Origin of the sequence: Streptomyces sp. TLI_053 (assembly GCF_900105395.1) — a bacterium.
Taxonomy (GTDB): domain Bacteria; phylum Actinomycetota; class Actinomycetes; order Streptomycetales; family Streptomycetaceae; genus Kitasatospora.
In genome coordinates this window covers 4,483,657-4,507,461 of record NZ_LT629775.1, presented here as the reverse complement: position 1 = coordinate 4,507,461, position 23,805 = coordinate 4,483,657, and the positions used below count along the sequence as shown (strand labels likewise).

The following is a 23,805-nucleotide window of genomic DNA, read 5'->3' as shown; positions in this document are numbered from 1 at the left end:
TCCGCCCGCGCCTATATCCCCGCCATATCGGTCCGGCGCGGCGGTCGTGCCGCAGGGTGTCGCGGGGCTGTGACGTCCGTGGGGTGGCGCCCGTCGCCGCCGGGTGGCGAGACTGCCGTCGAAGGGGGGAGGTCGCATGGGGGAACGGACCGAGTGGACCGCCCGGGACGGGCGAACGGTGGAGGTCGACTACCCGGCCCCGGCCCGGACGGTGGTGCTGACCGTGACGGCGGACCGGCAGGCGGAGATCACCGTGCTCGCGGGCGGGGCGGACGGCACCGAGCTGTACCGGGGCAAGGGCGCCTGGACCGTGCTGGTCCCCCCGGAGCGGCAGCGGGAGCTGCGCCGGATCACCGTGGAGGGCGTGAAGGGGTGGCAGTTGCGGCTGCACGATCCGGCGGCTGCGGCCGAGCTGACCGGCGAGGTCACCGGCACCGGTCCCCGGGTGCTGCTCCACCCGGGCGGCACCGCGGTCGTGGACGTCACGCACTGGTCCTCGGCGCGCGACATCCGGGTGTTCCGGCTGGTGCGGCCCACGGCGGACGGCGACCGGGAGGTGCTGGCGACCAGCGAGCGGGCCGGGCACAGGTACCGGTCGGACAACTGGACCCTGCTGCTGGAGGGCCGGCAGCTGCTGGTGGTCGAGCAGGGCGAGGACTGGTCCCTGACCGTCCGCCCGGCGGACCTGCCGCCGTCGACGGAGACGGTGCGGTACGGCATCGGGGACCGCCGCGAGGTCTTCGCCTGGCCCGAGGGGACGGGGCCGGCCCTGTTGGAGGTCGACACCGCGGACGGAGTCCTGGTGGGACTGGAGGACCACGGCGGCCGGAGGCTGGACTTCGTCCATGTGATGGCGACGAACGGTGTCCAGCGGCTGCTGGTGCGGGCCGACCCGGCCCGGCGCGCGCTCGGCCCGTTCCGGTGCGAGGTGTCCCGCGGCCGGGGCGGTTGGCGGGTGGAACTGCGGCCGGTCGGGGACGTCCGGGAGCTGGTCGGGCGGGCGGACGGCACCGGCCACGACGTCCTGGCCTACACCGGGCCCCCGGCGGTGCTGCGGGCCTGGTCGCTCGCGGACGAGGACTCCTCGGTCGCGGTCGCGGTCGAGGTCGGCGGCCGGCGGATCGCGACCCGGTACGGCCCGGAGGAGTGGGCCGGGGCCATGCCGGTCGGCGGCCCGCCGGAGCCGGGCGAGCCGGAGCAGGTCCGGGTGGCGGGCCGGGGCCGGTGGCGGCTGGAGGTGGTCCCGCTCGCGGAAGTGCCCGCCTTCGACCGTCGCCTCGTCGGCCGGGGTGCCGAGGTGGTCCGCTGGGCCGGGCCGCCGGGGCGGCTGACCGTGCGGACCGCACGGCGGCACGGAGGGATCGTGGAGGCGACCGTGCTGGACGAGCAACTGAACCCGCTCGGGGTCACCAGCACGTCCGGTCGGCGGCGGCACGAGCCGGTGGAGCTGCCGTCCGGCCGTCTGGTGGCGGTCCGGACCTGGGGCGGCGACAGCCGTTGGCGGCTGGTCGTGCGGTGAACCCGCGGCTCCGCCGCTCCGGAGCATCGAACGTGCCGGGATGATGATGCCGTCATCGAATAATCCGCGAAAAGCCCGCCGCTGGCCGGATTTTCGCGGCTTCTGGCCGTTTATTTGTCTACAGATCATCGGACAAATCGAGAATTCCATGATTCCCCTCGAAAATACCTCGCCACGACTTCGGGGCGCCCTTAGTATCTGAACGAACACTTTTGGTTGGCGTTCGACCGCGGACAGCGAAGGGGGTCGTCATGGGCGAGCGGCTCCGAACCGTGCTGCGCCACGTCGCCTACCCGTTCCTGCTGGTCACGATGGTGGGGATAGCCGCCGCGGCCCTGCGCCTGCGCTGGGACCTCGACCGGGTGAACCAGCTGTTCCTGCTCGGCGTGATCGCTTTCATGTCCCTGCTCGAACGTTTGATTCCGTACGAACCGGAATGGTCTCCGAGTGTGCGCGAGTGGGGCTGGTACGGCGTCTACTTCCTGCTGACGATGATCGGTGGGGCACTTTCCCAGGTGCCCGTGGCCGCCCTCGTCGGCTGGTTGGCCCCGCCCCGTTCCGCGCTGCCGCCCTGGCTGGAGATCCCGGCCGCCCTGCTGCTCGGATCGCTGGCCAACTACCTGGTCCACCGCTGGTGCCACACCAGCCCGCGGCTCTGGCGGCTGCACGGCGTCCACCACGTGCCCGACAAGGTGAACGTCGGCAACAACGGGGTCAACCACCTGCTGGACGTGCTGCTCACCCAGGGCGCCGTCCAGCTCGCACTGGCCGCGGCCGGGTTCTCGGTGCCGACGGTGTTCGTGGTCGGCCTGTTCGTCGTCGCCCAGGGCTACTTCGTGCACGCCAACATCGACGTCCGGATCGGCCCGCTCAACCATGTGCTGGCCGGTCCCGAGCAGCACCGTCTGCACCACAGCACCGATCTGGCGGAGGCCGGGCACTACGGCTCCGACCTGTCGGTGTGGGACCACGTGTTCGGCAGCTTCACCTGGCGGCCCGGCCGCCGGCCGCTCGCGGTGGGGCTGGCCGACCCGGCCGGCTTCCCCGCCACCGGCCGGGTGGTCGCCAGCCACCTCCAGGCCTGGCGCCGCCCCGCCCGGGCCGAGCCGTCCCCGACCGGTACCACCTGAGCCGCGCCCGCCGTCCCGCCCGCCGTCCCGCCCCCGTCCCGCCGTCCCGCCCCCGGCCCTGTCCACCGTCCCGCCCCCACCGTCCCGCCCCCACCGCTCCTCCCGACCGGCTCGCCCCTTCGGCCGACCCGGCTTCCGGCCTGCCCGGAACCGGCGCGCGGCCGCTGTCCCCCGGCGCGCGCGGCGCTCCCGCAGCCCGCCCGCGCGCGCGAACGCAGCGACCCAAGGACTCGACTCGTATGACGGATTCCCGCTTCGTCAGCTCCCCGGACCTCTCCGAACCCTCCGAACGCCCCGTCCCCGGCGGCCCGTCCACCGCCCCGGGCGCCGGGCGGGAGAAGATCGCGATCATCGGGATCGGCTGCCGCCTGCCAGGCGGGGCCAGCGACCACCGCACCTACTGGCAGAACCTCCTCGACGGCAAGGACTGCATCACCCCGACCCCGCGCAGCCGCTACGACGTCGCCACCCTCGGCAGCCGGGACAAGGCCAAGCCCGGCCGGCTGGTCGGCGGCCGGGGCGGCTACATCGACGGCTTCGACGAGTTCGACCCGGCGTTCTTCGGCATCAGTGGCCGCGAGGCCGACCACATGGACCCGCAGCAGCGGAAGCTGCTGGAGGTGGCCTGGGAGGCGCTGGAGGACGGCGGACAGAAGCCGGCCGAACTGGCGGGCCGCGAGGTCGGGGTCTACGTCGGCGCGTTCACCCTGGACTACAAGATCGTCCAGTTCTCGGACCTCTCCTTCGACACCCTCGCCGCGCACACCGCCACCGGCACCATGATGACGATGGTGTCGAACCGCATCTCGCACTGCTTCGACTTCCGCGGCCCCAGCGTCTCCATCGACACCGCCTGCTCGTCCTCCCTGGTCGCCGTCCACCTCGCGGTGCAGAGCCTGCAGCGCGGCGAGACCGACCTCGCCCTGGCCGGCGGCACCCTGCTGCACATCGCCCCGCAGTACACGATCGCGGAGACCAAGGGCGGCTTCCTCTCCCCGCAGGGCCGCTCCCGCACCTTCGACGCGGCGGCCGACGGCTACGTCCGGGCCGAGGGCGTCGCGGTGGTCGCGCTCAAACGGCTCTCCGACGCGCTGCGCGACGGGGACCCGGTCCACGCCGTCGTCATCGGCAGCGGCGTCAACCAGGACGGCCGCACCAACGGCATCACCGTGCCCAACCCGGACGCCCAGGTCACCCTGATCGAGCGGGTCTGCGCCGAGGCCGGGATCCTCCCCGGCAGCCTCCAGTACGTCGAGGCGCACGGCACCTCCACCCCGGTCGGCGACCCGATCGAGGCGGGCGCCCTGGCCCGGGCCCTCGCCGTCGGGCGCCGCCCGGGGGACAAGTGCTACGTCGGCTCGGTCAAGACCAACATCGGGCACACCGAGTCGGCCTCCGGGCTGGCCGGGCTGATCAAGTCCGCGCTCGCCCTCGAGCACCGGACCGTGCCGCCGCACATCAATCTGGAACGGCTCAACCCGGCGATCGACCAGGCCGCCCTGCCGTACGAGATCCCCACCGAGGTCACCCCCTGGCCGGCCCACGAGGGCCCGGCCCGGGCGGGGGTCAACTCCTTCGGCTTCGGCGGCACCAACGCCCACGTCCTGCTGGAGGCCGCGCCGGAGCCGGCACCGGCGCCCGTGCCCGCCCCCGCCTCCGGGGCCACCGTTCGCACCGGGGACGCCGACCGCCCGCTCTGGACGGTGCTGCCGCTGACCGCCGGGGAGGCCGCCGCCCTGCCCGAACTGGCCGCCGGCGTCCAGGCCGAACTGGCCGGCGTGCGCGGCGGCAGCCCGGCCCGCCCGGCCGACCTCGGCCACACCCTCGCCCACCGCCGCCAGCACCACGACGCCCGGCTTTCGGTCGTCTACGACGCCCGCGAGCACGCCGCCCGCGCCTCGCTCGACGAGGCGCTCACCGCCCATCTGCGCGGCGAACCGCACCCCCGGGTCCTCACCGGCCACCGCCGCGAAGCCCGGCACCGCCGACTCGCCTGGGTCTTCACCGGGATGGGCCCGCAGTGGTGGGCGATGGGCCGCCGCCTCCTGGCCGCCGAACCGGTCTACCGGGAGGCCGTCGAGTCCTGCGCCGAGCACCTCGCCGAGCTGGCCGGCTGGTCGCTGATCGACGAGCTCACCGCCGACGAGGCGGACTCCCGGATGGCCGGGACCTGGCTGTCCCAGCCCGCCAACTTCGCCGTCCAGATCGGCCTGGCCGCGCTCTGGCGCAGCCGGGGCGTGCGGCCGGACGCGATCGTCGGTCACTCCACCGGCGAGGTCGCCGCCTTCTACGAGGCCGGGGTCTACGACCTCGCCGACGCGGTCAAGGTGGTGTTCCACCGCAGCCGGCTCCAGCAGCGGCTGGCCGGCACCGGCGGCATGCTCGCGGTCTCGCTCACCGAGGCCGAGGCGCTGCGCCGGATCCGCCCGTACGGGGGCGCGGTCTCGGTCGCCGCCGTGAACAGCCCCGGCGCGCTCACCCTGGCCGGGGACGCACCCGCCCTCGCCGAACTGGCCGCCGCGCTCACCGCCGAGCAGGTCTTCGCCCGCCCGCTGACGGTCGAAGTCCCCTACCACAGCGCCCGGATGGAGCTGATCAAGGACGAGCTGCTGGAGTCGCTCGCCGACATCAAGGCCCGCCCGGCGCAGACCCCGCTCTACCTCACCGGCCGCGAGGGCACCGCGCGCGGCACCGAGCTGGACGCCGGGTACTGGTGGCACAACGTCCGTGACAGCGTCCGCTTCCGGCAGGCCGTGGAGCGGCTCGCCGACGACGGCTACGGCCTGTTCCTGGAGATCGGCCCGCACCCGGTGCTGGGCCGCTCGATCCAGGAGACCCTCGAGGCCCACCCGGGCACGGCCGACCGGCCAGAGCCGCGGACCCTGCCCTCGATCCGCCGCCAGGAGGACGAACAGGCCACCTTCACCGCCTCGCTGGCCGCACTGCACAACCTCGGCGTCGAGGTCGACTGGTCGGTGCTCCAGCCCGCCGGGCGGATCGTCCCGCTGCCCCGCTACCCGTTCCGGCGCGACCGGCACTGGGTCGAGCCGAAGGCGGTCGCCGAGGTCCGGCAGGGGCGGGTCGACCACCCGCTGCTCGGCCGCCGGCTGCCCGGCGCCGAACCGGCCTGGGAGGCCCGGCCGGACGCCGAGGCGCTGCCCTACCTGGAGGACCACCGGATCCAGGGCGACGTGGTGTTCCCGGCCGCGGGCTATCTGGAGATGGCCGTCCAGGCGGTCCGCGCCCTCACCGGCGGGACGGACGCCGCCCTGGCCGACCTCGAGTTCCGCAAGGCGCTGCTGCTGCCGGACGACGTGAGCCGCGCCGTCCGGCTGACCCTCTGCGCCGAGCAGGGCACCTTCACCGTCGCCACCGGCGAGGGCCGCGAGCGCACCGTGCACGCCGTCGGCACCGTCCGCCCCGGTCAGCGCCGCCGGCCCGGCCGCCCGCTGGACGCGGAGGCGGTCCGCGGGCGGGCGCTGCGCCGGCTCGCCGGGCCGGACTGCTACACCGCACTCGCCGCGCTCGGCTACCACTACGGCCCCGCCTTCCAGGGCATCGAGGAGGTCTGGATCGGCCCCGGCGAGGCCCTCGCCCGGATCCGCCCGCCCGCCGGGCAGGGCGAGCACCACCAGGTGCACCCGGTGGTGATGGACGCCTTCTTCCAGACGCTGCTGACGCCCCAGCTGCTGACGCCCCGACCGCCGGCGGACCGGTCGGCGGACGGCCGGGGGATCCGGTTGCCGGTGGCGATCGGGGAGGTCCGGCTGGACGCGGTCGGCGACCGCCCGCTCTGGGTGCACGCCACCGTCACCCGGGACGCCGACGCCGAGCTCGTCGGCGACCTCGCGGTGTACGAGGAGCAGGGCGCCCCGCTCGGCGGGGTCACCGGCTTCCGCGCCGCCGATGTCGAGCGGGCCGCGACCGCGGTCGGCCTCGGCACCATCGACGGCTGGCTCGCCGAACCGGTCTGGACGGAGCTGCCGGCCGCCGGCGACACCCCGGACCTGCTGGCCGAGCACCCCGACCACTGGCTGCTGTTCGCCGACGGCGGCGGGGTCGCGGACGCGCTGGCCGAGCGGATCGCCGCGCGCGGCGGCAGCTGCCTGCGGGTCCGCCCAGGCACCGGCTACCGGGCCGGCGCCGACGGCCGCCCGGCCACCGTCGAGCCGGGCTCGGCCGACGACCTGGCCCGGCTGCTCGCCGACCGGCGGGCCGGGGGCGCCCCCGACCCGGCCGCCGTGGTCCACCTGTGGAACCTCGACCGCCCCGGGCTCGCCAGCGCCGACCCCGCCACCGCGGCCGGCCACACCGCCCCCGGTGCCTACAGCCTGGTCACGCTCGCCGCCATGCTGGCGGCCGAACTCCCCGACTGCCGCCTCCATGTGGTCACCCGGGCCGCACAGGCCACGGCACCCGGCGAACCGGTCGAACCCCTCGCCGCCCCGGCCTGGGGCATCACCCGGGTCCTGCGGCACCAGGAACTCCCCACCCATCAGGGCAAACTCGTCGACCTCCCGGCCACGGGCACCGCCACCGCCACCGCCACGGGCACCGCCACGGGCACGGACGCCGAGGCCGAGGCGCTGCTGCGCGAGTTCGCGCTGGCCGACGAGGACGAGATCGCGCTGCGCGGCGGCCGACGGCTGACCAGCAGGCTCCGGACCGCGGCGGGGCTCAGCCGCCCGCTGGCGCCGCGGCTGCGGGCGGACGGCGCCTACCTGGTGACCGGGGCGTTCGGGGCGCTCGGGCAACTGCTCTGCCGCACGCTGGTGAAGCGCGGCGCCCGCCGGCTGATCCTGGTCGGCCGCAGCACGCCGCCGCCGCGCGAGCGGTGGCGGACCCTCGACCCGGAGAGCCGGGACGGCCGGCGGGCGGCCTTCCTGCGCGAGCTGGAGGAGCTCGGGGCCGAGGTCGTCCCGGCCGCGCTGGACGTCACCGACGAGCCCGCGCTGGCCGCCTGGCTGGCCGAGTACCGCCGGCTGGACCGGCCACCGGTCCGTGGCGTCTTCCACCTCGCCGGGCAGGTCAGGGACACCCTGGTCGGCGAACTGGACCGGTCGGCCTTCGACACCGTGTACGGCCCCAAGGTGCTCGGCGCCCTCGCCCTGCACCGGCAGCTGGCCGGGGAGCCGCTCGACCACTTCGTGCTGTTCGCCTCGATCGCCTCCCTGCTGACCACCGCCGGCCAGACCAACTACGCCGCCGGGAACGCCTTCCTGGACGCCCTCGCCCATCACCGCCGCGCACTCGGCCTGCCCGCGCTGAGCCTGGACTGGGGCCCCTGGGCCACCGGGATGATCGAGGAACTCGGCCTGGTCGACCACTACCGGCACAGCCGGGGCATGAGCTCGCTCGCCCCGGAGACCGGCATGGCGGTGCTGGAGCGGGTGCTCGGCCAGGACCGGGCCCAGCTGCTGGTCGCCACCGTGGTCGACTGGCCGGTCTTCCTCTCCTGGTACCCGGCCCCGCCGCCGCTGGTGACCGAACTCGCGGCGGCCGCCCGGGAGTCCGCGCCGGCCGTCGAACGGACCGGGCTGCTGGACACCCTGCGGACGGCCGGCGAGGAGGAGCGCCGCGCCCTGCTCACCGAACTGTTCGGCGCGCTGGCCGCCACCGTGCTGCGGGTGCCGGCCGAGCGGATCGACCCGGCCGCGGGCCTCGGCGGCCTCGGCCTGGACTCGCTGCTGGCGATGGAGCTGCGGGCCCGGCTGAGCGGCGAGCTCGGGGTCACCCTCCCGGTGGTGGCGCTGCTCGGGAACGCCCCGGTGGCCGAGCTGGTGGCCCGGCTGCACGAGTCGCTGACCGAGCTGCTCGACGAGGAGCCGACCGGTCCGGGCGCGGCCGGGGTGGAGCGCTACGAGGACGAGTCGGCCCACCCGCTGACCCACAACCAGAAGGCGCTCTGGTTCCTCAAGCAGCTCAACCCGGACGGCTTCGCCTACAACATCGGCGGCGCGGTCGAGGTGCGGGTGGAGCTGGAGCCCGAGCTGATGGCGAGGGCCTTCCGGGCGATGGTCGAGCGTCATCCGAGCCTGCGGGCGAACTTCGCGCTGGACGGCGGCCGGGCGGTGCAGCGGACCTCCGCCGAGGTGGAGCCGGACTTCGACGTCTTCGACGTCGAGCACCTGGCCTGGGACGACATCCACGCGATGATCGTCCGCGAGTACCGCCGGCCGTACGACCTGGAGCGGGACCCGCTGGTGCGGTTCCGGCTGTTCCGGCGCGGCCCCGCCCGCTGGGTGATCATGAAGGCCGTCCACCACATCATCTCGGACGCGATCTCCACCTTCACCTTCATCGAGGAACTGCTGGCCGTCTACGAGGGGCTGCGCCGGGGCCGGGCGCCCGAGCTGCCCCCGGTCGCCGCCCGATACCTGGACTTCCTCAACCGGCAGAACGCCTTCCTGGCCGGCCGCGAGGCGCCGAGGATGCTGGAGTACTGGCGCTCGCACCTGCCGGCCGAGGTGCCGCTGCTCAACCTGCCGACCGACAAGCCCCGTCCGGCGGTGCAGACCCACAACGGCGCCTCCGAGTTCTTCGTCCTGGACGAGGAACTCAGCGCCCGGGTCCACGCGCTGGCCCGCGCGCACAACGTCACCGTCTTCATGGTGCTGCTCAGCGCCTACTACCTGCTGCTGCACGCCTACGCGGGCCAGGAGGACATCGTCGTCGGCAGCCCGGTGACGGGCCGCACCGACGAGGAGTTCGCCGGCGTCTACGGCTACTTCGTCAACCCGCTGCCGCTGCACGTCTCGCTGGCCGGCGGGCCGACCGTGGCCGAGCTGCTGGAACGGGTGCGGACCACCGTGCTCGGCGGGCTGGACCACCAGGAGTACCCGTTCGTGCTGCTGGTGGAGCAGCTCGGACTGCAGCACGACCCGAGCCGCTCGGCGGTCTTCCAGGCGATGTTCATCCTGCTGCACCACAAGGTGGCCACCGAGAAGTACGGCTACCACCTGGAGTACATCGAACTCCCGGAGGAGGAGGGTCAGTTCGACCTCACCCTGTCCGCCTACGAGGACGAGGCCGAGCATCGCTTCCACTGCGTCCTCAAGTACAACACCGACCTCTTCCTGCCCGCGACGACGGAGCGGATGGCCCGTCACTACGTCAACCTGCTCCGGGCACTGACCACGGCGGGGCCGGATCGGGCGGCCACCGGTCTGGAACTGCTCGGCGAGCGGGAGCGGGCCGTGACGCTCCGCCGGTGGAGCGGCGCCGACCGGCGGGTGCCGTTCGCCGAGCCGGTGCACGAGCTGGTGCTGCGGGCGGCGGCGGCCGACCCGGCGGCGCCCGCGGTGGCGGTGCCGGCCGAGTCGGGCCCGACGGCCCGGCTGACCTACGGCGAGCTGGCCGGGCGCTCCCGGCGGGCCGCCGTCCGGCTGCGGGCGCTGGGTGCCGGACCGGGCACGGTGGTCGCGCTCTGCCTGGAGAAGTCGCCGGAACTGATCGTGGCACTGCTCGCGGTGCTCCGCGCCGGCGCGGCCTACCTGCCGCTGGACCCCGGCCACCCGGTGGAGCGGCTGGCGCACCTGGTCGGCCACACCGGTGCCGTGCTGGTGGTCGGCGACGACCGCGAGCGGCTCGGCGGACTGCCGGCCCGGCTGGTCACCACCGCGGAACTCGGCGCCGACGGGTCCACCGGGGCCGACGGCCTCAGAAGGCACGACGGCTCCACCGAGCACGACGGCCTCGCCGAGCACGACGGCCTCGACGGCGACGACGGCTTCGCCGACGTGCCGGTGGGCCTCGACGATCCGGCCTACGTCATCCACACCTCCGGCTCCACCGGCCGACCGAAGGCGGTGCGGGTCTCCCACGGCAACCTCGCCTCGGCCTACCGGGCCTGGCAGGCCGAGTACCGCTTGGACACCGACGCCCGGACCCACCTCCAGATGGCCGGCCCCGCCTTCGACGTCTTCACCGGCGACGTGGTCCGCGCGCTGTGCTCCGGCGGCACCCTGGTCCTGGTCGGCCGGGAGCTGCTGTTCAACACCGCCCGGCTGTACGAGGTGATGCGCACCGAGCGGGTGGACGCCGCGGAGTTCGTCCCGGCGGTGGTCCGCACCGTGCTGGACCACTGCGAACGCACCGGGCGGGACCTCTCGTTCATGCGGCTGCTGGTGGTCGGTTCGGACGTCTGGAAGGTCGAGGAGTACCGGCGGCTGGGCGCCCTGTGCGGCCCGCGGACCAGGCTGGTCAACTCCTACGGGCTCACCGAGACCACCATCGACAGCGCGTACTTCGAGGGATCGACGGACGGGCTGGAGCCCAGCCGGATGGTCCCGATCGGGCGGCCCTTCCCGAACAGCGCCTTCCACCTGCTCGACGCCCAGGGCCGCCCGGTCCCGCCCGGGGTGACCGGTGAGCTGTGGATCGGCGGCTCCGGCGTGGCGCTCGGCTACCTCGGCGACGAGGAGCAGACCGCGCGCCGCTTCGCCACCCTGCCGCTCGGCGGTGCCGACGGCACCCGACCGGTCCGGCTCTACCGCACCGGGGACCTCGCCCGCTGGGACGCCGACGGCGGGGTGCACCTGCTCGGCCGGGCCGATTCCCAGATCAAGGTGCGCGGCCACCGGATCGAGCTGGGCGAGATCGAGACCCGGCTGGCCGAATGGCCGGAGCTGGCCGGGGCGGTGGTCACCGTCCGGCCGGACCGCGGCGGCGAGCACGTGCTCTGCGCGTACTGCGTGCCGGCGCCGGGCCGGACCTTCGACCACCGGGCGCTGCGCCGCCACCTGGCCGGGCAGCTGCCGACCTTCATGATCCCGACCCGCTTCACCGAGCTGCCCGCGCTGCCGCTCACCGCCAACGGCAAGGTGGACCTGGCGGCGCTGCCCGAGCCCGGCGCGGAGGCCCTCGAGGCGGCCGAGCCGCCGGTCACCCTCTACGAGGTCCGGATGGCCGAGCACTGGCGCACACTGCTCGGCATCGAGGATCCCGGACTCCAGCACGACTTCTTCGAGTCGGGCGGCTCCTCGATCAGACTGATCGAGCTGATCCACGGGCTCCAGTCGGAGTTCAACATCAGCATCCCGGTCAGCCGGCTGTTCAAGGTCACCACCCTGCACGGGATGGCGAAGACCGTGGAGCACATCGTCACCGGCCGGATCGAGGGCGCCCAGCCCTACCTGGGCTTCAACCAGGAGCAGCGGCAGACGCTGTTCTGCTTCCCGCCGGCCGGCGGCCACGGGCTGGTGTACCGGCAGTTCGCGGCGCACCTGCCGGAGTACCGCACGATCGCCTTCAACTACGTCTCCGGGGACGACAAGGTCGACCAGTACGCCGACCTGGTCGAGGCGCTCCAGCCGGAGGGCCCGTGCGCGCTGCTCGGGTACTCGCTCGGGGGCAACCTCGCCTTCGAGGTCGCCAAGGAGCTGGAGCGGCGCGGCCGCGCGGTGCCCAATGTGGTGATCATGGACTCGCACCGGATCCTGGAGTCCTTCGACCTCGCCGACGAGCACCTCCAGGCCTTCGAGACCGAGCTGGCCGAGCACCTCCACCGGCACACCGGCTCCGCCGTCGTCGCCCGGGAGACCCGCGAACAGGCCCGGGACTACCTGCGGTTCTGCAGCCGCACCCCGAACCACGGCGTGGTCGCCGCCGCGCTCAGCGTGATCTCCGACGACGAGAAGGTGGCGCTGTACGAGGCCGGCCGGGACGGCGCCTGGCACGGCAGCTCGGCCACCCGGACGGCGGTCTTCAAGGGCTTCGGCACCCACGCCGAGATGCTCGACCGCGAGTTCATCGCCCACAACGCCGGGCTCGCCCGGTCGATCCTCACCGGAGCCGCCACCCATGCGTCCTGAGACGGCCACCGGGCGGGTGCCGAGCCCGCCCGCCCCCGCACGAGAGCCCGCCCCCGCAGGAGGGACGGCGCCCGCAGGAGAGACGGCCCCCGCACGAGAGACGGATCCGACCATGCTCCGGCAGCACCCGCCGCTGACCTATCCGTTCGAGCCCAACGGTCTCGAACTCGACCCCCGCTACGCCGAGTTGCGCGAGCAGCCGCTCGCCCGGATCCGGATGCCGTACGGCGACGGCGCCTGGCTGGCCACCCGGTACGAGGACGTCCGGTCGGTGCTCGCCGACCCGAGGTTCAGCCTGGCCGCCGCGATGGGCGAGGACCAGCCCCGGATGCGCCCGGTGTCCCGCACCGGCGCGGGCCTGTTCTCCACCGAACCGCCCGAGCACACCCGGCTGCGCTCGCTGGTGGCCAAGGAGTTCAGCGCCCGCCGGGTGGAGCGGCTGCGGGTCCGGGCCGGGGAGCTGGCCGACGAACTGCTCGACGGCATCCTCGCCGCGGGCGGCCCGGCCGATCTGGTCGAGGACTTCGCGATCCCGATGCCGACCACCATCATCTGCGAGGTCCTCGGCATCCCCGCCGAGGACCACCGGATGCTCTGGCGGTGGGCGGAGACGGTGCTCTCCGCCGTCACCCCGGGCGAGGTGCTCGCGGTCGAGGGGCGGGCGTTCATCGACTACATGGCCGGGGTGCTGGAGCTGCGCGGCCGCGAGCCCGGCGAGGACCTCCTCACCACGCTGGTCCGGGCCTGCCGCGAGCAGCGGCTGATCGGCGAGGAGGAGCTCCTCTCCATCGCCTGCGACCTGCTGATCGCCGGCTTCGTCTCCACCACCAACCAGATCGGCAACTTCTTCCACCAGCTGCTGGTCAACCCCCGCGACCTGGCCCGGCTGCGGGAGCACCCCGAGCTGATCCCGAAGGCCGTCGAGGAGCTGATGCGCTACGTGCCGCTGCTCACCGGCTTCAGCCTGCCCCGGTACGCCACCGCGGACGTCGAGCTGGGCGGGGTGGTGATCCGCGCCGGAGAGGCGGTGATGATCGCGACCGCCGCCGCCAACCGGGACCCGGAGGTGTTCGAGGAGCCGGAGCGGCTGGTCCTGGACCGGCCGGGCAACCCGCACATCGGCTTCGGCCACGGCGTGCACTACTGCGTCGGCGCACACCTCGCCCGGCTGGAGCTCCAGGTGGCGATCGAGCGGGTGCTGACCCGTCTGCCCGGACTGCGGCTGGCCGTCCCCGAGCACGAACTGCGCTGGAAGGAGGCCTCGATGGTGAACGGTCTGCAGGCGCTCCCGATCGTCTGGTGACCGCCGCCGGCGGCAGGACCAGGCAGCTCCAGTCAAGGCAAGGACCACGAGGAAGGCCAGAGATGGCACGGCAGAAAGACCCCGCACCCCGGCGGGAGTCGATGATCGTCATCGGCGGCGGTCTCGGCGGCCTGTCCACCGGGTGCTACGCCCGGATGAACGGCTACCGCACCAGGATCTTCGAGATGCACGAGATCCCCGGCGGCTCCTGCACCGGCTGGGACCGCAGCGACTTCACCTTCGACTGGTGCATCAGCTGGCTGCTCGGCAACGGCCCGGGCAACGAGATGTACCAGATCTGGCTCGAACTGGGCGCGCTCCAGGGCAAGGAGATGCGGCACTTCGACGTCTTCAACATCGTCCGGGGCCGGGACGGCCGGGAGGTGCGCTTCTACTCCGACCCGGACCGGCTGGAGGCGCACCTGCTCGGTCTCTCACCGGCCGACGCCGCCCCGATCCGGGAGTTCTGCGCCGGGATCCGGACCTTCCGCAAGGCGCTCGCCGCCTATCCGTTCCTCAAGCCGGTCGGGCTGATGGGCCGGTTCGAGCGCTGGCGGATGCTGGCCTCCTTCGCCCCCCACTTCAACACCATCCGCAAGTCGATCACGTTGCTGATGACGGACTTCTCGCAGCGGTTCCGCGACCCGCTGCTGCGCGAGGCGTTCAACTTCATCCTCTACGAGAAGCACCCGGCCTTCCCGGTGCTGCCGTTCTACTTCCAGCTCGCCTCGCACGCCAACCACGCCGCCGGGGTGCCGGAGGGCGGTTCGCTCGCGCTGGCCCGGTCGATCGAGGAGCGCTACCTCGGGCTCGGCGGCGAGATCACCTACAACGCCAAGGTCGAGGAGATCCTGGTCGAGCGGGACCGCGCCGTGGGCGTTCGGCTCAGCGACGGCCGGGAGTTCCGCGCCGACATCGTGGTGTCCGCCGCGGACGGCCACACCACCGTGATGAAGCTGCTCAAGGGCCAGTACCTCAACGACACCTACCGGCGGCTCTACACCTCACTGATCGACGAGCCGGGCCAGCTGTCGCCCGGCTACGTGTCGCTGTTCCTCGGGCTGCGCAAGCCCTTCCCCGAGGGCGACCCGTGCACCACCCACCTGCTGGGCGAGCGGGAGACGGCCGAGCTGACCGGGATCCGCTGCCCCTCGCTGAACGTGCAGTTCCGCACCCGGCACTACCCGGAACTGGCGCCGGAGAACTCCACCGTGGTGTTCGCGACGTACTTCTCCGACATCGCCCCCTGGCGGGCGCTGCACGAGGGCCCCGAGCAGTCCTCCCGGGTGCGGCGCGGCGAGGAACTGCACACCCTGCCGGTCAAGCACGGCCGGGAGTACATGGCGGCCAAGCGGCGGGTCCGCAACGGCATCGTCGGTTTCCTGGACGAGCGGTATCCGGGCTTCAAGGCCGCGGTGGCCGTCGCCGACGTGTCCACCCCGCTGACCCAGGTCCGCTACACGGGCGTCTACGACGGTACCTTCCCCGGCTGGAACCCCTTCGTGGAGGGAGCCGAGACGGTGGAGGAGGAGATCAAGAAGAGCGGTCCGGTGCTGCCCGGGCTGTCGAACTTCTACCTCTCCGGGGTCTGGGCGACCATCGGCGGGCTGATCCGGGCGGCCGCCGCCGGGCGGCACGTCATGCAGTTCGTCTGCCGGGACGACGGGGTGGAGTTCACCGCCGGGATCGACCCGGGCGCCCCGATGCCGACCCACCTGGTCATCCCGGTGGGCCGGCCCGCGGAGCCGGGCCGGCGGACGGTGCCGCCCGCCGCGAAGGCCGCCGGCGAGGCCGGCGAGGCCGGCGAGGCCGCCGAGGGCGACGCGGGCAGCGAGGACAACGAGAACGTGCAGACGGGAGCCCTGGCATGAGGATCGAGAAGTGGGTGGTCCGGGAGCACCTGGACGGTGTGCCCGACGTCAACCGCGTCTACGAGAAGGTCGTGGAGGACGTCCGGATCGACCTGCGGCCGGACGAGATGCTCCTCCGGACCAGGTACGTCTCGGTGGACCCGTACCAGAACGGCCTGGCGCTGGAGACGCCGATCGGCCACCACATGGGCGCCGACTCGATCATGGAGGTGGTCGAGGCCGGTCCGGCGGCGGCGTTCGCGGTCGGCGACCTGGTGCAGGGCTTCGGCGGCTGGCGCACCCACGTCGTCCACAACGGCGCCGAGGAGCTGTGGACGACCGGCACCTTCCCGATGGTGTTCCCGGCCTACCGCCGGCTCGACCCGTCCTGGTACGACGAGCGGCTGCCGGTGTCCAGCGCGCTCGGCATCATGGGCGCGCCCGGGATGACGGCCTGGGGCACGCTCACCCGCTTCCTGGAGGTCCGGCCCGGGGACACCGTGGTGGTCAGCGGCGCCTCCGGCTCGATCGGCACCCTGGTGGGCCAGTTGGCGAAGCGGGCCGGGGCCGGCCGGCTGGTCGGCACCACCGGCTCGGCGGGCAAGGCCGAGTACCTGCGCGAGCTGGGCTTCGACGAGGTGGTGCTCTACACCCAGGGCGACGACGCGGAGAAGGCCCGGCAGGCGCTGCAACTCGCGGCGCCGGACGGCGTCGACCGGTACTTCGACAATCTGGGCGGCACGATCACCGACGCGGTGTTCACGATGCTGAACGTGGACAGCCGGGTGGCGGTCTGCTGGCAGTGGGCGACCACGGTGAACGGTGAGCTGACCGGGCCGAGGCTGCTGCCGTACATCATGTTCCCGCGCACCACGATCCGCGGCATCTTCGCCCAGGAGTGGTTCACCGAGCCGCTGCTGACGCTGATGCACCGGGAACTCGGCGGGCTGGTCCGGAGCGGGGAGATCCGCTACCACCAGACCGTGCACAAGGGCTTCGACGGGATCCCGGCGGCCTACCGCAGCCTCTACCTGGACCGCGAGCGCAACCGGGGCAAGGTCCTGGTCGAGGTCTGATCCCCGCCGGGGCCCGACCGGGTCCGGTCCGCCGGCGGGAGGGTGCGCCCCTCCCGCCGGCGGCGGATCACTCGTCGTCGAGGTCGATGTCGAAGCCGCCGGCGTCCGAACCGTCCGGGGTGCCGCTGATCGCGTACCCCTGGCGGCGCGCCTCGTAGCAGGCCACCGTGGCGGCGGCGGAGACGTTCAGCGAGCCGACCCGGCCCAGCTGGGGCACGAACACCACCTGGTCGCAGAGGGCGAGCGCGTCCGGGGTGATCCCCCGGTCCTCGTGGCCCAGCACGAAGGCGACGGCCGGGGTCAGCTCGGCGGCGAACATCGGCACCGCCTCGTCGGCCAGTTCGAGGCCGACCACCTTGAAGCCGTCGGCCTTCGCCGCCGCCACCGCCTCGGCGACGGTGGGGAAGTGCTCCACCTTCAGGTACTTGTCGGTGCCCATCGCGGCCTTCTGCGCGCCGGACGAGCGCACCGACGGGGTGTCACCGGTGAGGTAGAGCTTCTCCGCGCCCATCGCGGCGCCGGTCCGGACCACCGAGCCGACGTTGAACGGCGACTGGAGGTTCTCCAGGATCATCGCGAGCCGGAACTCGTTGCCACGCCGCCAGGAGCGGTGCAGCCGCTTCAGTTCGGTCCCGCGGAGCTGCTTCACGACGTCGTCCCTCGTCCACTCTCGGGGCCCTCGCCCGCCGTCGGGCGGGGCCGCGCTTCCAGAATCCGGAACCCGTTGACCGAGGTCAGCCGGGTGGTCGGCCAGCCGTGCTCGTTCAGCCACTTCTGCAGCGAGTCCGAGCCGAGGTGCTTCTGCACCACCAGGAAGGCCGAGCCGTCCGGGGTGAGCCGGTCCAGCCACTGCTCCAGCAGCCGCCGCAGCGCCGTCTTGCCGATCCGGATCGGCGGGTTGGAGTAGATCGCCGCGAACCGCAGTTCGGCCGGGACCTCCTCCGGCAGCGCGGCGTGCACGTTGCCGAGCCCCAGCGACCCGGCGTTGTCCCGGACCAGGTCCAGCGCGCGGCCGTTGACGTCCACCGCCCAGACCGGGAGCCGCTTGCGGCGGCTCGCCCAGGTCAGCGCGATCGGGCCGTAGCCGCAGCCGATGTCCAGGATCGGGCCGCGCACCCGGGGCGGCGGCGCCTGCTCCAGCAGGATCCGGGTGCCCGGGTCCAGCCGGTTGCGGGAGAAGACGCCCGCGTCGGTGCTGAGTTCCAGGGTGAGGTCCGGCAGGGTGACCGTGATCGGCCGGCGCTCGCTGGCGACCTCGGGTGCACCGGAGAAGTAGTGCGAGCCGGACATGCGTTTCCCCGTCGTTCGTAAGGGCCTCGGGGCCACCGGGAGGTGTGGGTAAGCCCTGCTGGTACGGCTCCGATCGTACCCCGGTGCCCGGCCGGGACCGTGTCCCGCGCGGTGGGGGCGGGCCGTCCCGGGGGTCGGGGCGTCCCGGGGTCAGGCCGTCCCGGGGGTCTTGCGGGTGGCCACGTTGATCCGGTTCCAGGCGTTGATGGTGAAGCAGAGCGAGATCAGTCGGGCCAGCTCCGGCTCGGGGAAGAGTTCGGCGGCCCGCTCGTACACCGCGTCGGAGACGCCGTCGCCGATGCGGGTGATCTGCTCGGCGAGCGCGAGGGCGGCCCGTTCGCGCTCGCTGTAGACGCCCTCGGGGGCCTCGCGCCAGACCGGGAGCAGATAGATCCGCTCGTCGCTCTCGCCGGCCTTGCGGGCGTCCTTGACGTGCATGTCCAGGCAGTAGGCGCAGCCGTTGAGCTGGGAGGAGCGGACCTGCACCAGCTCGACCAGCGCCGGGTCGAGGCCCTCGCGGGCGGCGGCGTCCAGGGCGATCATCGCCCGGAACACCTTGGGGGCGGTGCGGGCGAAGTCGAGCCGGGCGGCGGGAAGGGGGGTGGTGGTGTTCGTCATGGGTACGAGCCTAGGAACGGGATGCACCCCGGGCGGGGTGCATTCCGGGACCGTTCCCCCGGGTCAATTCCCCGGGCGGGCAACACGCCGGGGCGCCGGTGGCGCGTCGCGTCCGGCCGGTGGCGGACGGATACTGCGAGTACCCCGCCGAGCGGGACCGACGGGCCGGGGGAAGCCTCCGAGGAACCTTCGAGGAACGAGGACGGACACCATGCCGCAGAACCACGAGGACTACCTGGACGAGGTCGACGAGGCCGTGGAGCCGGAGAACGGGGCGGCGGAGGACGAGTACGACGAGCTGGCCGAGCGCCGCGCACTCGGAGCGGACCCGGCCACCGAGGTCGCGGACGTCGCCGAGCAGAGCCGGACCGTCCCGCTGGACGAGGACGAGTACCGCGAGTAGCCGGCGGACCGGCCCCGGGAACGAGGGCGGCTACAGCGCCCCGCGGCGCTGGAGCCAGGTGAACGCCGCCCAGCCGGGGAGCACCGGCAGGACGAAGGTGAGCAGCCGGAAGAGCGCGACGGCGGCCAGCGCCCCGCCGCCGTCCGTGTACACCTGCAGGAGGCTCGCCAGCGCGGTGTCCACGAAGCCCGCCCCGCCGGGGGTGGGGGCGGCGTTCCCGGCCGCGTTGCCGATCAGGAACACCACCCCGACCGAGGCGAAGGACGGTTCCCGCCCGACCGCGCGGGCGCAGCAGTACAGACAGGCGATCAGGGTCAGCGACACCAGCAGCTGCCCGGTGAAGCCGACCGCCAGCCGCCCCGGGTTGCGCAGCAGCTCGACCAGCCGGGGCAGCACCTCGGCGGTCAGCGGGCGCAGCCGGGCGGCCAGCCAGCGCCTGGCCGGCGGCACCGCGGACACCGCGGCGAGCAGGGCGCCCGCCGCCGCGAGGCCGCCGGCCACGGCCGGCAGGGCGTCCAGTTCGGAGCCGCCGGGCTCGACCCCGGTCAGGTAGACGAACGCGCCGAGCTGGAGCAGGTGCAGGACCAGGCCGAGCAGCTGGCCCACGCCGACGCTGGACAGCGCCTGCGCGGTCGGGATGCCGGCCCGCTGGAGGAAGCGGGTGTTCAGGGCCACGCCGCCGACCCCGCCGGGGGAGACCAGCTTGACGAAGGACCCGGCCAGCTGGGCGAGCACGGCGTTGCGGAAGTCCAGCCGCTCCGGGACGAAGCCGACGAAGCCCATCGCCCCCGCGACATGACCGGCGGCCGCGGCCAGGACGGCGAGGGCGAGCCAGAACGGGTCGGCGTCGGCGATGGTCGCGATCGGGTTCTGCTCGGTGGCGAACAGCTGCGGCAGCAGCAGCCATCCGGCCGCCACGCCGCCGACGACGGCGAGCAGGGTGCGGGGCCGCAGCCGCTCCAGCCGGACCGGCCGGACCGGCGCCTGCGGGCGGCCGCGGAGCACCTCGGCGCGGATCCGGTCCAGCAGGTCGGGGCCGGTGGCGGGGGCCGGGTCCGCCGCGGGCGCGGGGTCGGCGGCGGGCGCCTCCGGACCGGTGCGCTGCGGGGGCACCCGGGGCGCGGCCGTCGCGGCATCGCGCCGGGCGGCCTGCTTGAGCGCCGCCCGGGTGCCGCGGGCCAGCGCGATGGGCTGGAGCAGCGGGAGGGCGGCGGCGACCGCGTCCGGGCCGAGCACCGACACCGCCGCGCGCACCGAGCGCTCGGCCCCGGTGCGCAGCGCGAGCGTGGTGAGCAGCTGGGCGACGTCGCTGAGCAGCACCAGCTCCCCGGCCGCGATGTCCCCGTCCGCGAGGCCCACCAGGTGCACCGCCCCCGCCGGGTCGACCAGCAGCGCGGCGGGCACCAGCGCGCGGTGCGCGATGGCGCGCCGCTGGAGCAGCGCCAGCTGGCCCCAGACGTCGGCGAGCAGCGCGTCGGTGACCTCCTCGTCGGCCAGCTCGTCCAGGGTGCGGCCGGGCAGCCTCAGGTAGGCGACCAGCGCGGCGTCCCGGCCGAGTTCGGCGGTGGCGGCGACCGGGCGGGTGCGGACCCCGGCGGCGACGGCCGCGTAGGAGACCAGGGCCTCGTGCTCCAGGCCGGTGCGCAGGGAGCGCAGGGCGCGCGGGTGCGGGGCGGTGCGCAGTCGCAGCCGGCGCCAGACCCGCTGCACCAGGGCGGCGGTGACCGCCTGCCGGTCGAGCAGCTGGACGTCCAGGTCGGGGCGGTCGCCGTGCTGGCGGACCAGAGAGCGGTCGGGGCCGTCCGGGGTGACGGAGACCGGGTGCAGGCCGGCCTCGCGCAGGCTGTGCAGGAGCTGTCCGCGCCGGGGCCGGGGGTCCGGGGTGCCGACGGCCCAGCGGGTGCCGTGGGCGGCCGTCCAGCCGATCAGCACGCCGAGCAGCAGCGCGGTCGGGGTGGCCGCCCCGGCGGCGATGCCGGCCAGTGCGGACAGGGTGAGGACGGTCCACGGGACCCGGCGTTCGCGGGACGCGGAGGCGGTGAGGAAGGCCAGGACGGGGGCCAGGTAGCCGTAGACCGGCTCGGTGTGGGCGAGCGGGGCGCCGGGCAGCGGCCGGGTCAGCGCGGAGACCAGGGAGAACGGCGCGGGGCCGTCGATCCACAGCGCGAGGAGGAGCGTGACGCCGTACGCCAGGACGGCGGCCAGCACGCCGTCCGCGAGCTGCTGGAGGACGTGCCGCCGGTCCGTCCCGGGGGCGAGCAGCCGGCGGGCGGCCGAGCAGCCGGGCAGGAGCAGTACGGCGGCCGTGGTGAGGCCGGTGGCGACGCCGCCCAGCGGGTGCGGGACCAGGGCGGCGGCACCGCCGACGTCCTCGGCGAGGCCGTTGGTGGTGGCGCGGGCGTAGTCGGCGGACAGCAGCGTCAGGGCGATCGCGCAGAGGCCCGCGAGCAGCCGGATCAGCGCGGCCGGCTGCCGGAGCCGGCCGGTGGCGGCTATGCCCGGGGGGCCGGGCGGGGGCGGGGCCCCGCCGGACGGGCCGCCCGCCGCGCCGTCCGCCGTCCCGCTCACCGCGCCGTCCGCCGCGCTGCCCGACCTGCCGCCCCCCGTGCTGTCGTCCGTGCCCTCGACCGTGCCGCCGGTCCTGCCGTTCGTCGCGTTCCCCGCCACATCCGCCACGGACGGCATGCTCCCACGAGCCCCCGGCAGCGTGTCTCGGGGCGCGGGGCGGGCCCGCCGTCACTACCCTGCGTCCCATGAGCGCCTGCGAAGACCTCGCCGCCGCACCCCGGGACCTCGCGCCCCTGCCACCCGTGGACGGCTGCGCCGACTGCCTGGCGCAGGGGCGCCGGGACTGGGTGCACCTGCGGCTCTGCCTGGACTGCGGCCGCATCGGCTGCTGCGACTTCTCGCCGCAGCGGCATGCCACCGCGCACTTCCACAACAGTTCCCATCCGGTGATCCGCTCCTACGAGCAGGGGGAGGACTGGCGCTGGTGCTACGTCCACGAGCTCATGGGGTGACGGCCCGGCCGGCGTTCCGGCCGGGTTGACGTCCGGGTGCCCGTGGGTCGAGGTGTAACTCCTGGCAGATCTGGACATAACGCCCGTACGGTCCTCGGTCGGCGCCTGTCCGGCCGGCGGCCGCCGAAGGGAGCCGAGATGACCAGGCAAACAGCGGGAAGCCCGCACAAGCTCCGCCGCGGCACCCAGGAGCTGCTGGAGCGCCGGGGGATGGCCACGATGCCGATCGCGCTCCCGCCCCGTCCGGCCGGCACCGCGCGGGCCGCCGCCGGAACCGCGAGCGCCGCCTTCCGGCACGGCGGCCGGGACTCCGCGACCGCCGTCCCGCACTCCGTGCCCGCGCACCACGCCGAACTCAAGGGCCATCGCCACCGCGGGGCCGAGAAGCACAGCGCGCACTGAACCGCCGGTGCGCCCCGGTCTCCGGCCTGACGTGCGGTCAGGGCCGGCCGGGGCGCGGGGCGGCGCTGCCGGTGGCGCTGTCGGTGGCCTGCGGTACGTTCGGGGTGATCGAGGTCGGCGGGCGAGCGGGGGGCGAGGGCGATGGCCGAGCTGATGACGGAGGAGCCGGTCGAGCTCCAGCTGGAGCGGTACCGGACGGAGCTGACCGGGTACTGCTACCGCATGCTCGGCTCGGTGTTCGAGGCCGAGGACGCCGTGCAGGACACCATGGTCCGGGCCTGGCGCGGGCACCGCGGCTTCGAGGGCCGGGCCGCGTTGCGCTCCTGGCTCTACCGGATCGCCACCAACGTCTGTCTGGACGCGCTGAACGGCCGCAACGCCCGGGCCCGGCCGATGGATCTGGCCGGCCCGTCCACCGTGGCCACCGCGACCGACGCCCGACTGCCCGAGATCGCCTGGCTCGGCCCGGCGCCGGACGGCCGGGTGCTGGCCGAGACGGCCGACCCGGCGGAGGTGGCGGCGCAGCGCGAGTCGGTGCGGCTGGCCTTCGTCGCCGCGCTCCAGCGGCTGGCGCCCCGGCAGCGGGCGGTGCTGATCCTCCGGGAGGTGCTCGGCTGGCGGGCCAACGAGGTCGCCGAACTGCTCGGTGTCACCGTCGCCTCGGTGAACAGCGCGCTGCAGCGGGCCCGGGCCGCGCTCGCCGCCGACCCCGCCGCGACCCGCCCGGCCCCGACCCTGGACGAGGACCACCGGGCCCTGCTGGCCCGGTACGTCGCCGCGTTCGAGGCGTACGACATGGACGGTCTGGCGGCGCTGCTGCACGAGGACGTCACGCTCAACATGCCGCCGTTCGCGCTCTGGCTGACCGGGCACGCGGACATCCGGGAGTGGATGCTCGGCCCCGGGAGCGGCTGCCGGGGCTCCCGGCTGGTGCCGGTGGTGGCCAACGGCAGCCAGGCGTTCGGGCAGTACCGGCCGAGCCCGGCGGGCGGGCACGAGCCGTGGTCGCTGATCGTGCTGGAGGTGTCAGCGGGCCGGATCACCGGGGTCACCAACTTCCTCGACACCGAGGTGCTCTTCCCGCTGTTCGGTCTGCCCCCTCGGCTGGAGGCCGGGGAGTAGCCCGGGGTCCTCGCCGTGCTCCTCGTCCGGTTCGGCGAGGAGCACGGCGGCCAGCCCGCTGAACGCGAGCAGTTCGCGCAGCGGGCCGTTGGCGTTGCGCAGGACGAGCCGCACGCCGTGCCGGGCCGCGGCGCGCCGCAGCCGGGCCAGGGCGTCGACCACGGCGAGGTCGGGGGCGGCCAGCGCGCCCAGGTCGCAGATCAACGGAGGGGTGGCGGATGTCCGGGTTTCGGTCTTCACCCAGGGGAGACCGCTCCGGC

15 protein-coding genes are annotated in these 23,805 nt (G+C 74.5%); 10 read left to right on the top strand and 5 right to left on the bottom strand.

What is annotated here, in order from left to right:
* The first annotated feature begins 136 nt into the window (after window positions 1-136).
* The 6 genes from BLU95_RS18035 (at window position 137) to BLU95_RS18010 (ending at window position 16,690) form a co-directional block, all read left to right on the top strand.
* The gene (locus tag BLU95_RS18035) at window positions 137-1,519 is read left to right on the top strand and encodes a hypothetical protein (RefSeq protein WP_093860932.1); all 1,383 of its coding nucleotides are present in this window, start codon (window positions 137-139) and stop codon (window positions 1,517-1,519) included.
* 251 nt (window positions 1,520-1,770) lie between these two features.
* Window positions 1,771-2,649, top strand: a complete 879-nt coding sequence (locus BLU95_RS18030; protein ID WP_093860931.1) for a sterol desaturase family protein — start codon at window positions 1,771-1,773, stop codon at window positions 2,647-2,649.
* A 239-nt stretch (window positions 2,650-2,888) separates the two neighbouring features.
* On the top strand, window positions 2,889-12,461 hold the full coding sequence (locus BLU95_RS18025) for a non-ribosomal peptide synthetase/type I polyketide synthase (protein WP_093860930.1): 9,573 nt from the start codon (window positions 2,889-2,891) through the stop codon (window positions 12,459-12,461).
* Window positions 12,462-12,573: 112 nt separating this feature from the next.
* Complete coding sequence (locus BLU95_RS18020) at window positions 12,574-13,764, top strand: cytochrome P450 (protein ID WP_093860929.1); 1,191 nt, start codon at window positions 12,574-12,576, stop codon at window positions 13,762-13,764.
* A 62-nt stretch (window positions 13,765-13,826) separates the two neighbouring features.
* Entirely contained in the window at window positions 13,827-15,635 is a 1,809-nt protein-coding gene (locus tag BLU95_RS18015) for a phytoene desaturase family protein (protein ID WP_231978618.1), read from the top strand.
* Window positions 15,632-16,690, top strand: a complete 1,059-nt coding sequence (locus tag BLU95_RS18010) for an MDR family NADP-dependent oxidoreductase (protein WP_093860927.1) — start codon at window positions 15,632-15,634, stop codon at window positions 16,688-16,690. The genes BLU95_RS18015 and BLU95_RS18010 overlap by 4 nt, the downstream gene beginning before the upstream one ends.
* Window positions 16,691-16,757: 67 nt before the next feature.
* Here the strand turns inward: BLU95_RS18010 and BLU95_RS18005 are convergent, their stop codons facing one another.
* The 3 genes from BLU95_RS18005 to BLU95_RS17995 all read right to left on the bottom strand — a co-directional run bounded on the left by BLU95_RS18005 (window position 16,758) and on the right by BLU95_RS17995 (window position 18,598).
* A complete protein-coding gene (locus BLU95_RS18005; RefSeq protein ID WP_093860926.1) occupies window positions 16,758-17,339 on the bottom strand; it encodes a TrmH family RNA methyltransferase in 582 nt (193 codons plus the stop codon).
* Complete coding sequence (locus BLU95_RS18000; RefSeq protein WP_093860925.1) at window positions 17,336-17,980, bottom strand: class I SAM-dependent methyltransferase; 645 nt, start codon at window positions 17,978-17,980, stop codon at window positions 17,336-17,338. Before BLU95_RS18000 ends, BLU95_RS18005 begins: the two co-directional genes overlap by 4 nt.
* Window positions 17,981-18,130: 150 nt before the next feature.
* Window positions 18,131-18,598, bottom strand: coding sequence for a carboxymuconolactone decarboxylase family protein (locus tag BLU95_RS17995; RefSeq protein ID WP_093860924.1), 468 nt, complete (start codon window positions 18,596-18,598; stop codon window positions 18,131-18,133).
* Window positions 18,599-18,809: 211 nt separating this feature from the next.
* Between BLU95_RS17995 and BLU95_RS17990 the strand changes: the two genes are divergently transcribed.
* The gene (locus tag BLU95_RS17990) at window positions 18,810-19,001 is read left to right on the top strand and encodes a hypothetical protein (protein WP_093860923.1); all 192 of its coding nucleotides are present in this window, start codon (window positions 18,810-18,812) and stop codon (window positions 18,999-19,001) included.
* Between the two features lie 30 nt (window positions 19,002-19,031).
* Here the strand turns inward: BLU95_RS17990 and BLU95_RS17985 are convergent, their stop codons facing one another.
* Window positions 19,032-21,677: a lysylphosphatidylglycerol synthase transmembrane domain-containing protein gene (locus tag BLU95_RS17985; protein WP_159424923.1), complete on the bottom strand. Its 2,646-nt coding sequence runs from the start codon at window positions 21,675-21,677 to the stop codon at window positions 19,032-19,034.
* Window positions 21,678-21,754: 77 nt separating this feature from the next.
* Here BLU95_RS17985 and BLU95_RS17980 point away from each other — a divergent pair, with 77 nt between their 5' ends.
* The 3 genes from BLU95_RS17980 to BLU95_RS17970 all read left to right on the top strand — a co-directional run bounded on the left by BLU95_RS17980 (window position 21,755) and on the right by BLU95_RS17970 (window position 23,545).
* The gene (locus BLU95_RS17980) at window positions 21,755-22,021 is read left to right on the top strand and encodes a UBP-type zinc finger domain-containing protein (RefSeq protein WP_093860921.1); all 267 of its coding nucleotides are present in this window, start codon (window positions 21,755-21,757) and stop codon (window positions 22,019-22,021) included.
* 138 nt (window positions 22,022-22,159) lie between these two features.
* Window positions 22,160-22,423, top strand: a complete 264-nt coding sequence (locus tag BLU95_RS17975; protein WP_159424922.1) for a hypothetical protein — start codon at window positions 22,160-22,162, stop codon at window positions 22,421-22,423.
* A 141-nt stretch (window positions 22,424-22,564) separates the two neighbouring features.
* Entirely contained in the window at window positions 22,565-23,545 is a 981-nt protein-coding gene (locus BLU95_RS17970; RefSeq protein ID WP_093860919.1) for a sigma-70 family RNA polymerase sigma factor, read from the top strand.
* Here BLU95_RS17970 and BLU95_RS17965 read toward each other — a convergent pair.
* On the bottom strand, window positions 23,450-23,785 hold the full coding sequence (locus BLU95_RS17965) for an STAS domain-containing protein (RefSeq protein ID WP_159424921.1): 336 nt from the start codon (window positions 23,783-23,785) through the stop codon (window positions 23,450-23,452). The genes BLU95_RS17970 and BLU95_RS17965 overlap by 96 nt on opposite strands.
* Window positions 23,786-23,805 lie beyond the last annotated feature (20 nt).

Bases quoted from the DNA above. Each gene is read 5' to 3' on its own strand.
- BLU95_RS18035 (WP_093860932.1), top strand. From the start codon at position 137: ATGGGGGAACGGACCGAGTGGACCGCCCGGGACGGGCGAACGGTGGAG.
- BLU95_RS18030 (WP_093860931.1), top strand. From the start codon at position 1,771: ATGGGCGAGCGGCTCCGAACCGTGCTGCGCCACGTCGCCTACCCGTTC.
- BLU95_RS18025 (WP_093860930.1), top strand. From the start codon at position 2,889: ATGACGGATTCCCGCTTCGTCAGCTCCCCGGACCTCTCCGAACCCTCC.
- BLU95_RS18020 (WP_093860929.1), top strand. From the start codon at position 12,574: ATGCTCCGGCAGCACCCGCCGCTGACCTATCCGTTCGAGCCCAACGGT.
- BLU95_RS18015 (WP_231978618.1), top strand. From the start codon at position 13,827: ATGGCACGGCAGAAAGACCCCGCACCCCGGCGGGAGTCGATGATCGTC.
- BLU95_RS18010 (WP_093860927.1), top strand. From the start codon at position 15,632: ATGAGGATCGAGAAGTGGGTGGTCCGGGAGCACCTGGACGGTGTGCCC.
- BLU95_RS18000 (WP_093860925.1), bottom strand. From the start codon at position 17,980: ATGTCCGGCTCGCACTACTTCTCCGGTGCACCCGAGGTCGCCAGCGAG.
- BLU95_RS17995 (WP_093860924.1), bottom strand. From the start codon at position 18,598: ATGACGAACACCACCACCCCCCTTCCCGCCGCCCGGCTCGACTTCGCC.
- BLU95_RS17990 (WP_093860923.1), top strand. From the start codon at position 18,810: ATGCCGCAGAACCACGAGGACTACCTGGACGAGGTCGACGAGGCCGTG.
- BLU95_RS17980 (WP_093860921.1), top strand. From the start codon at position 21,755: ATGAGCGCCTGCGAAGACCTCGCCGCCGCACCCCGGGACCTCGCGCCC.
- BLU95_RS17975 (WP_159424922.1), top strand. From the start codon at position 22,160: ATGACCAGGCAAACAGCGGGAAGCCCGCACAAGCTCCGCCGCGGCACC.
- BLU95_RS17970 (WP_093860919.1), top strand. From the start codon at position 22,565: ATGGCCGAGCTGATGACGGAGGAGCCGGTCGAGCTCCAGCTGGAGCGG.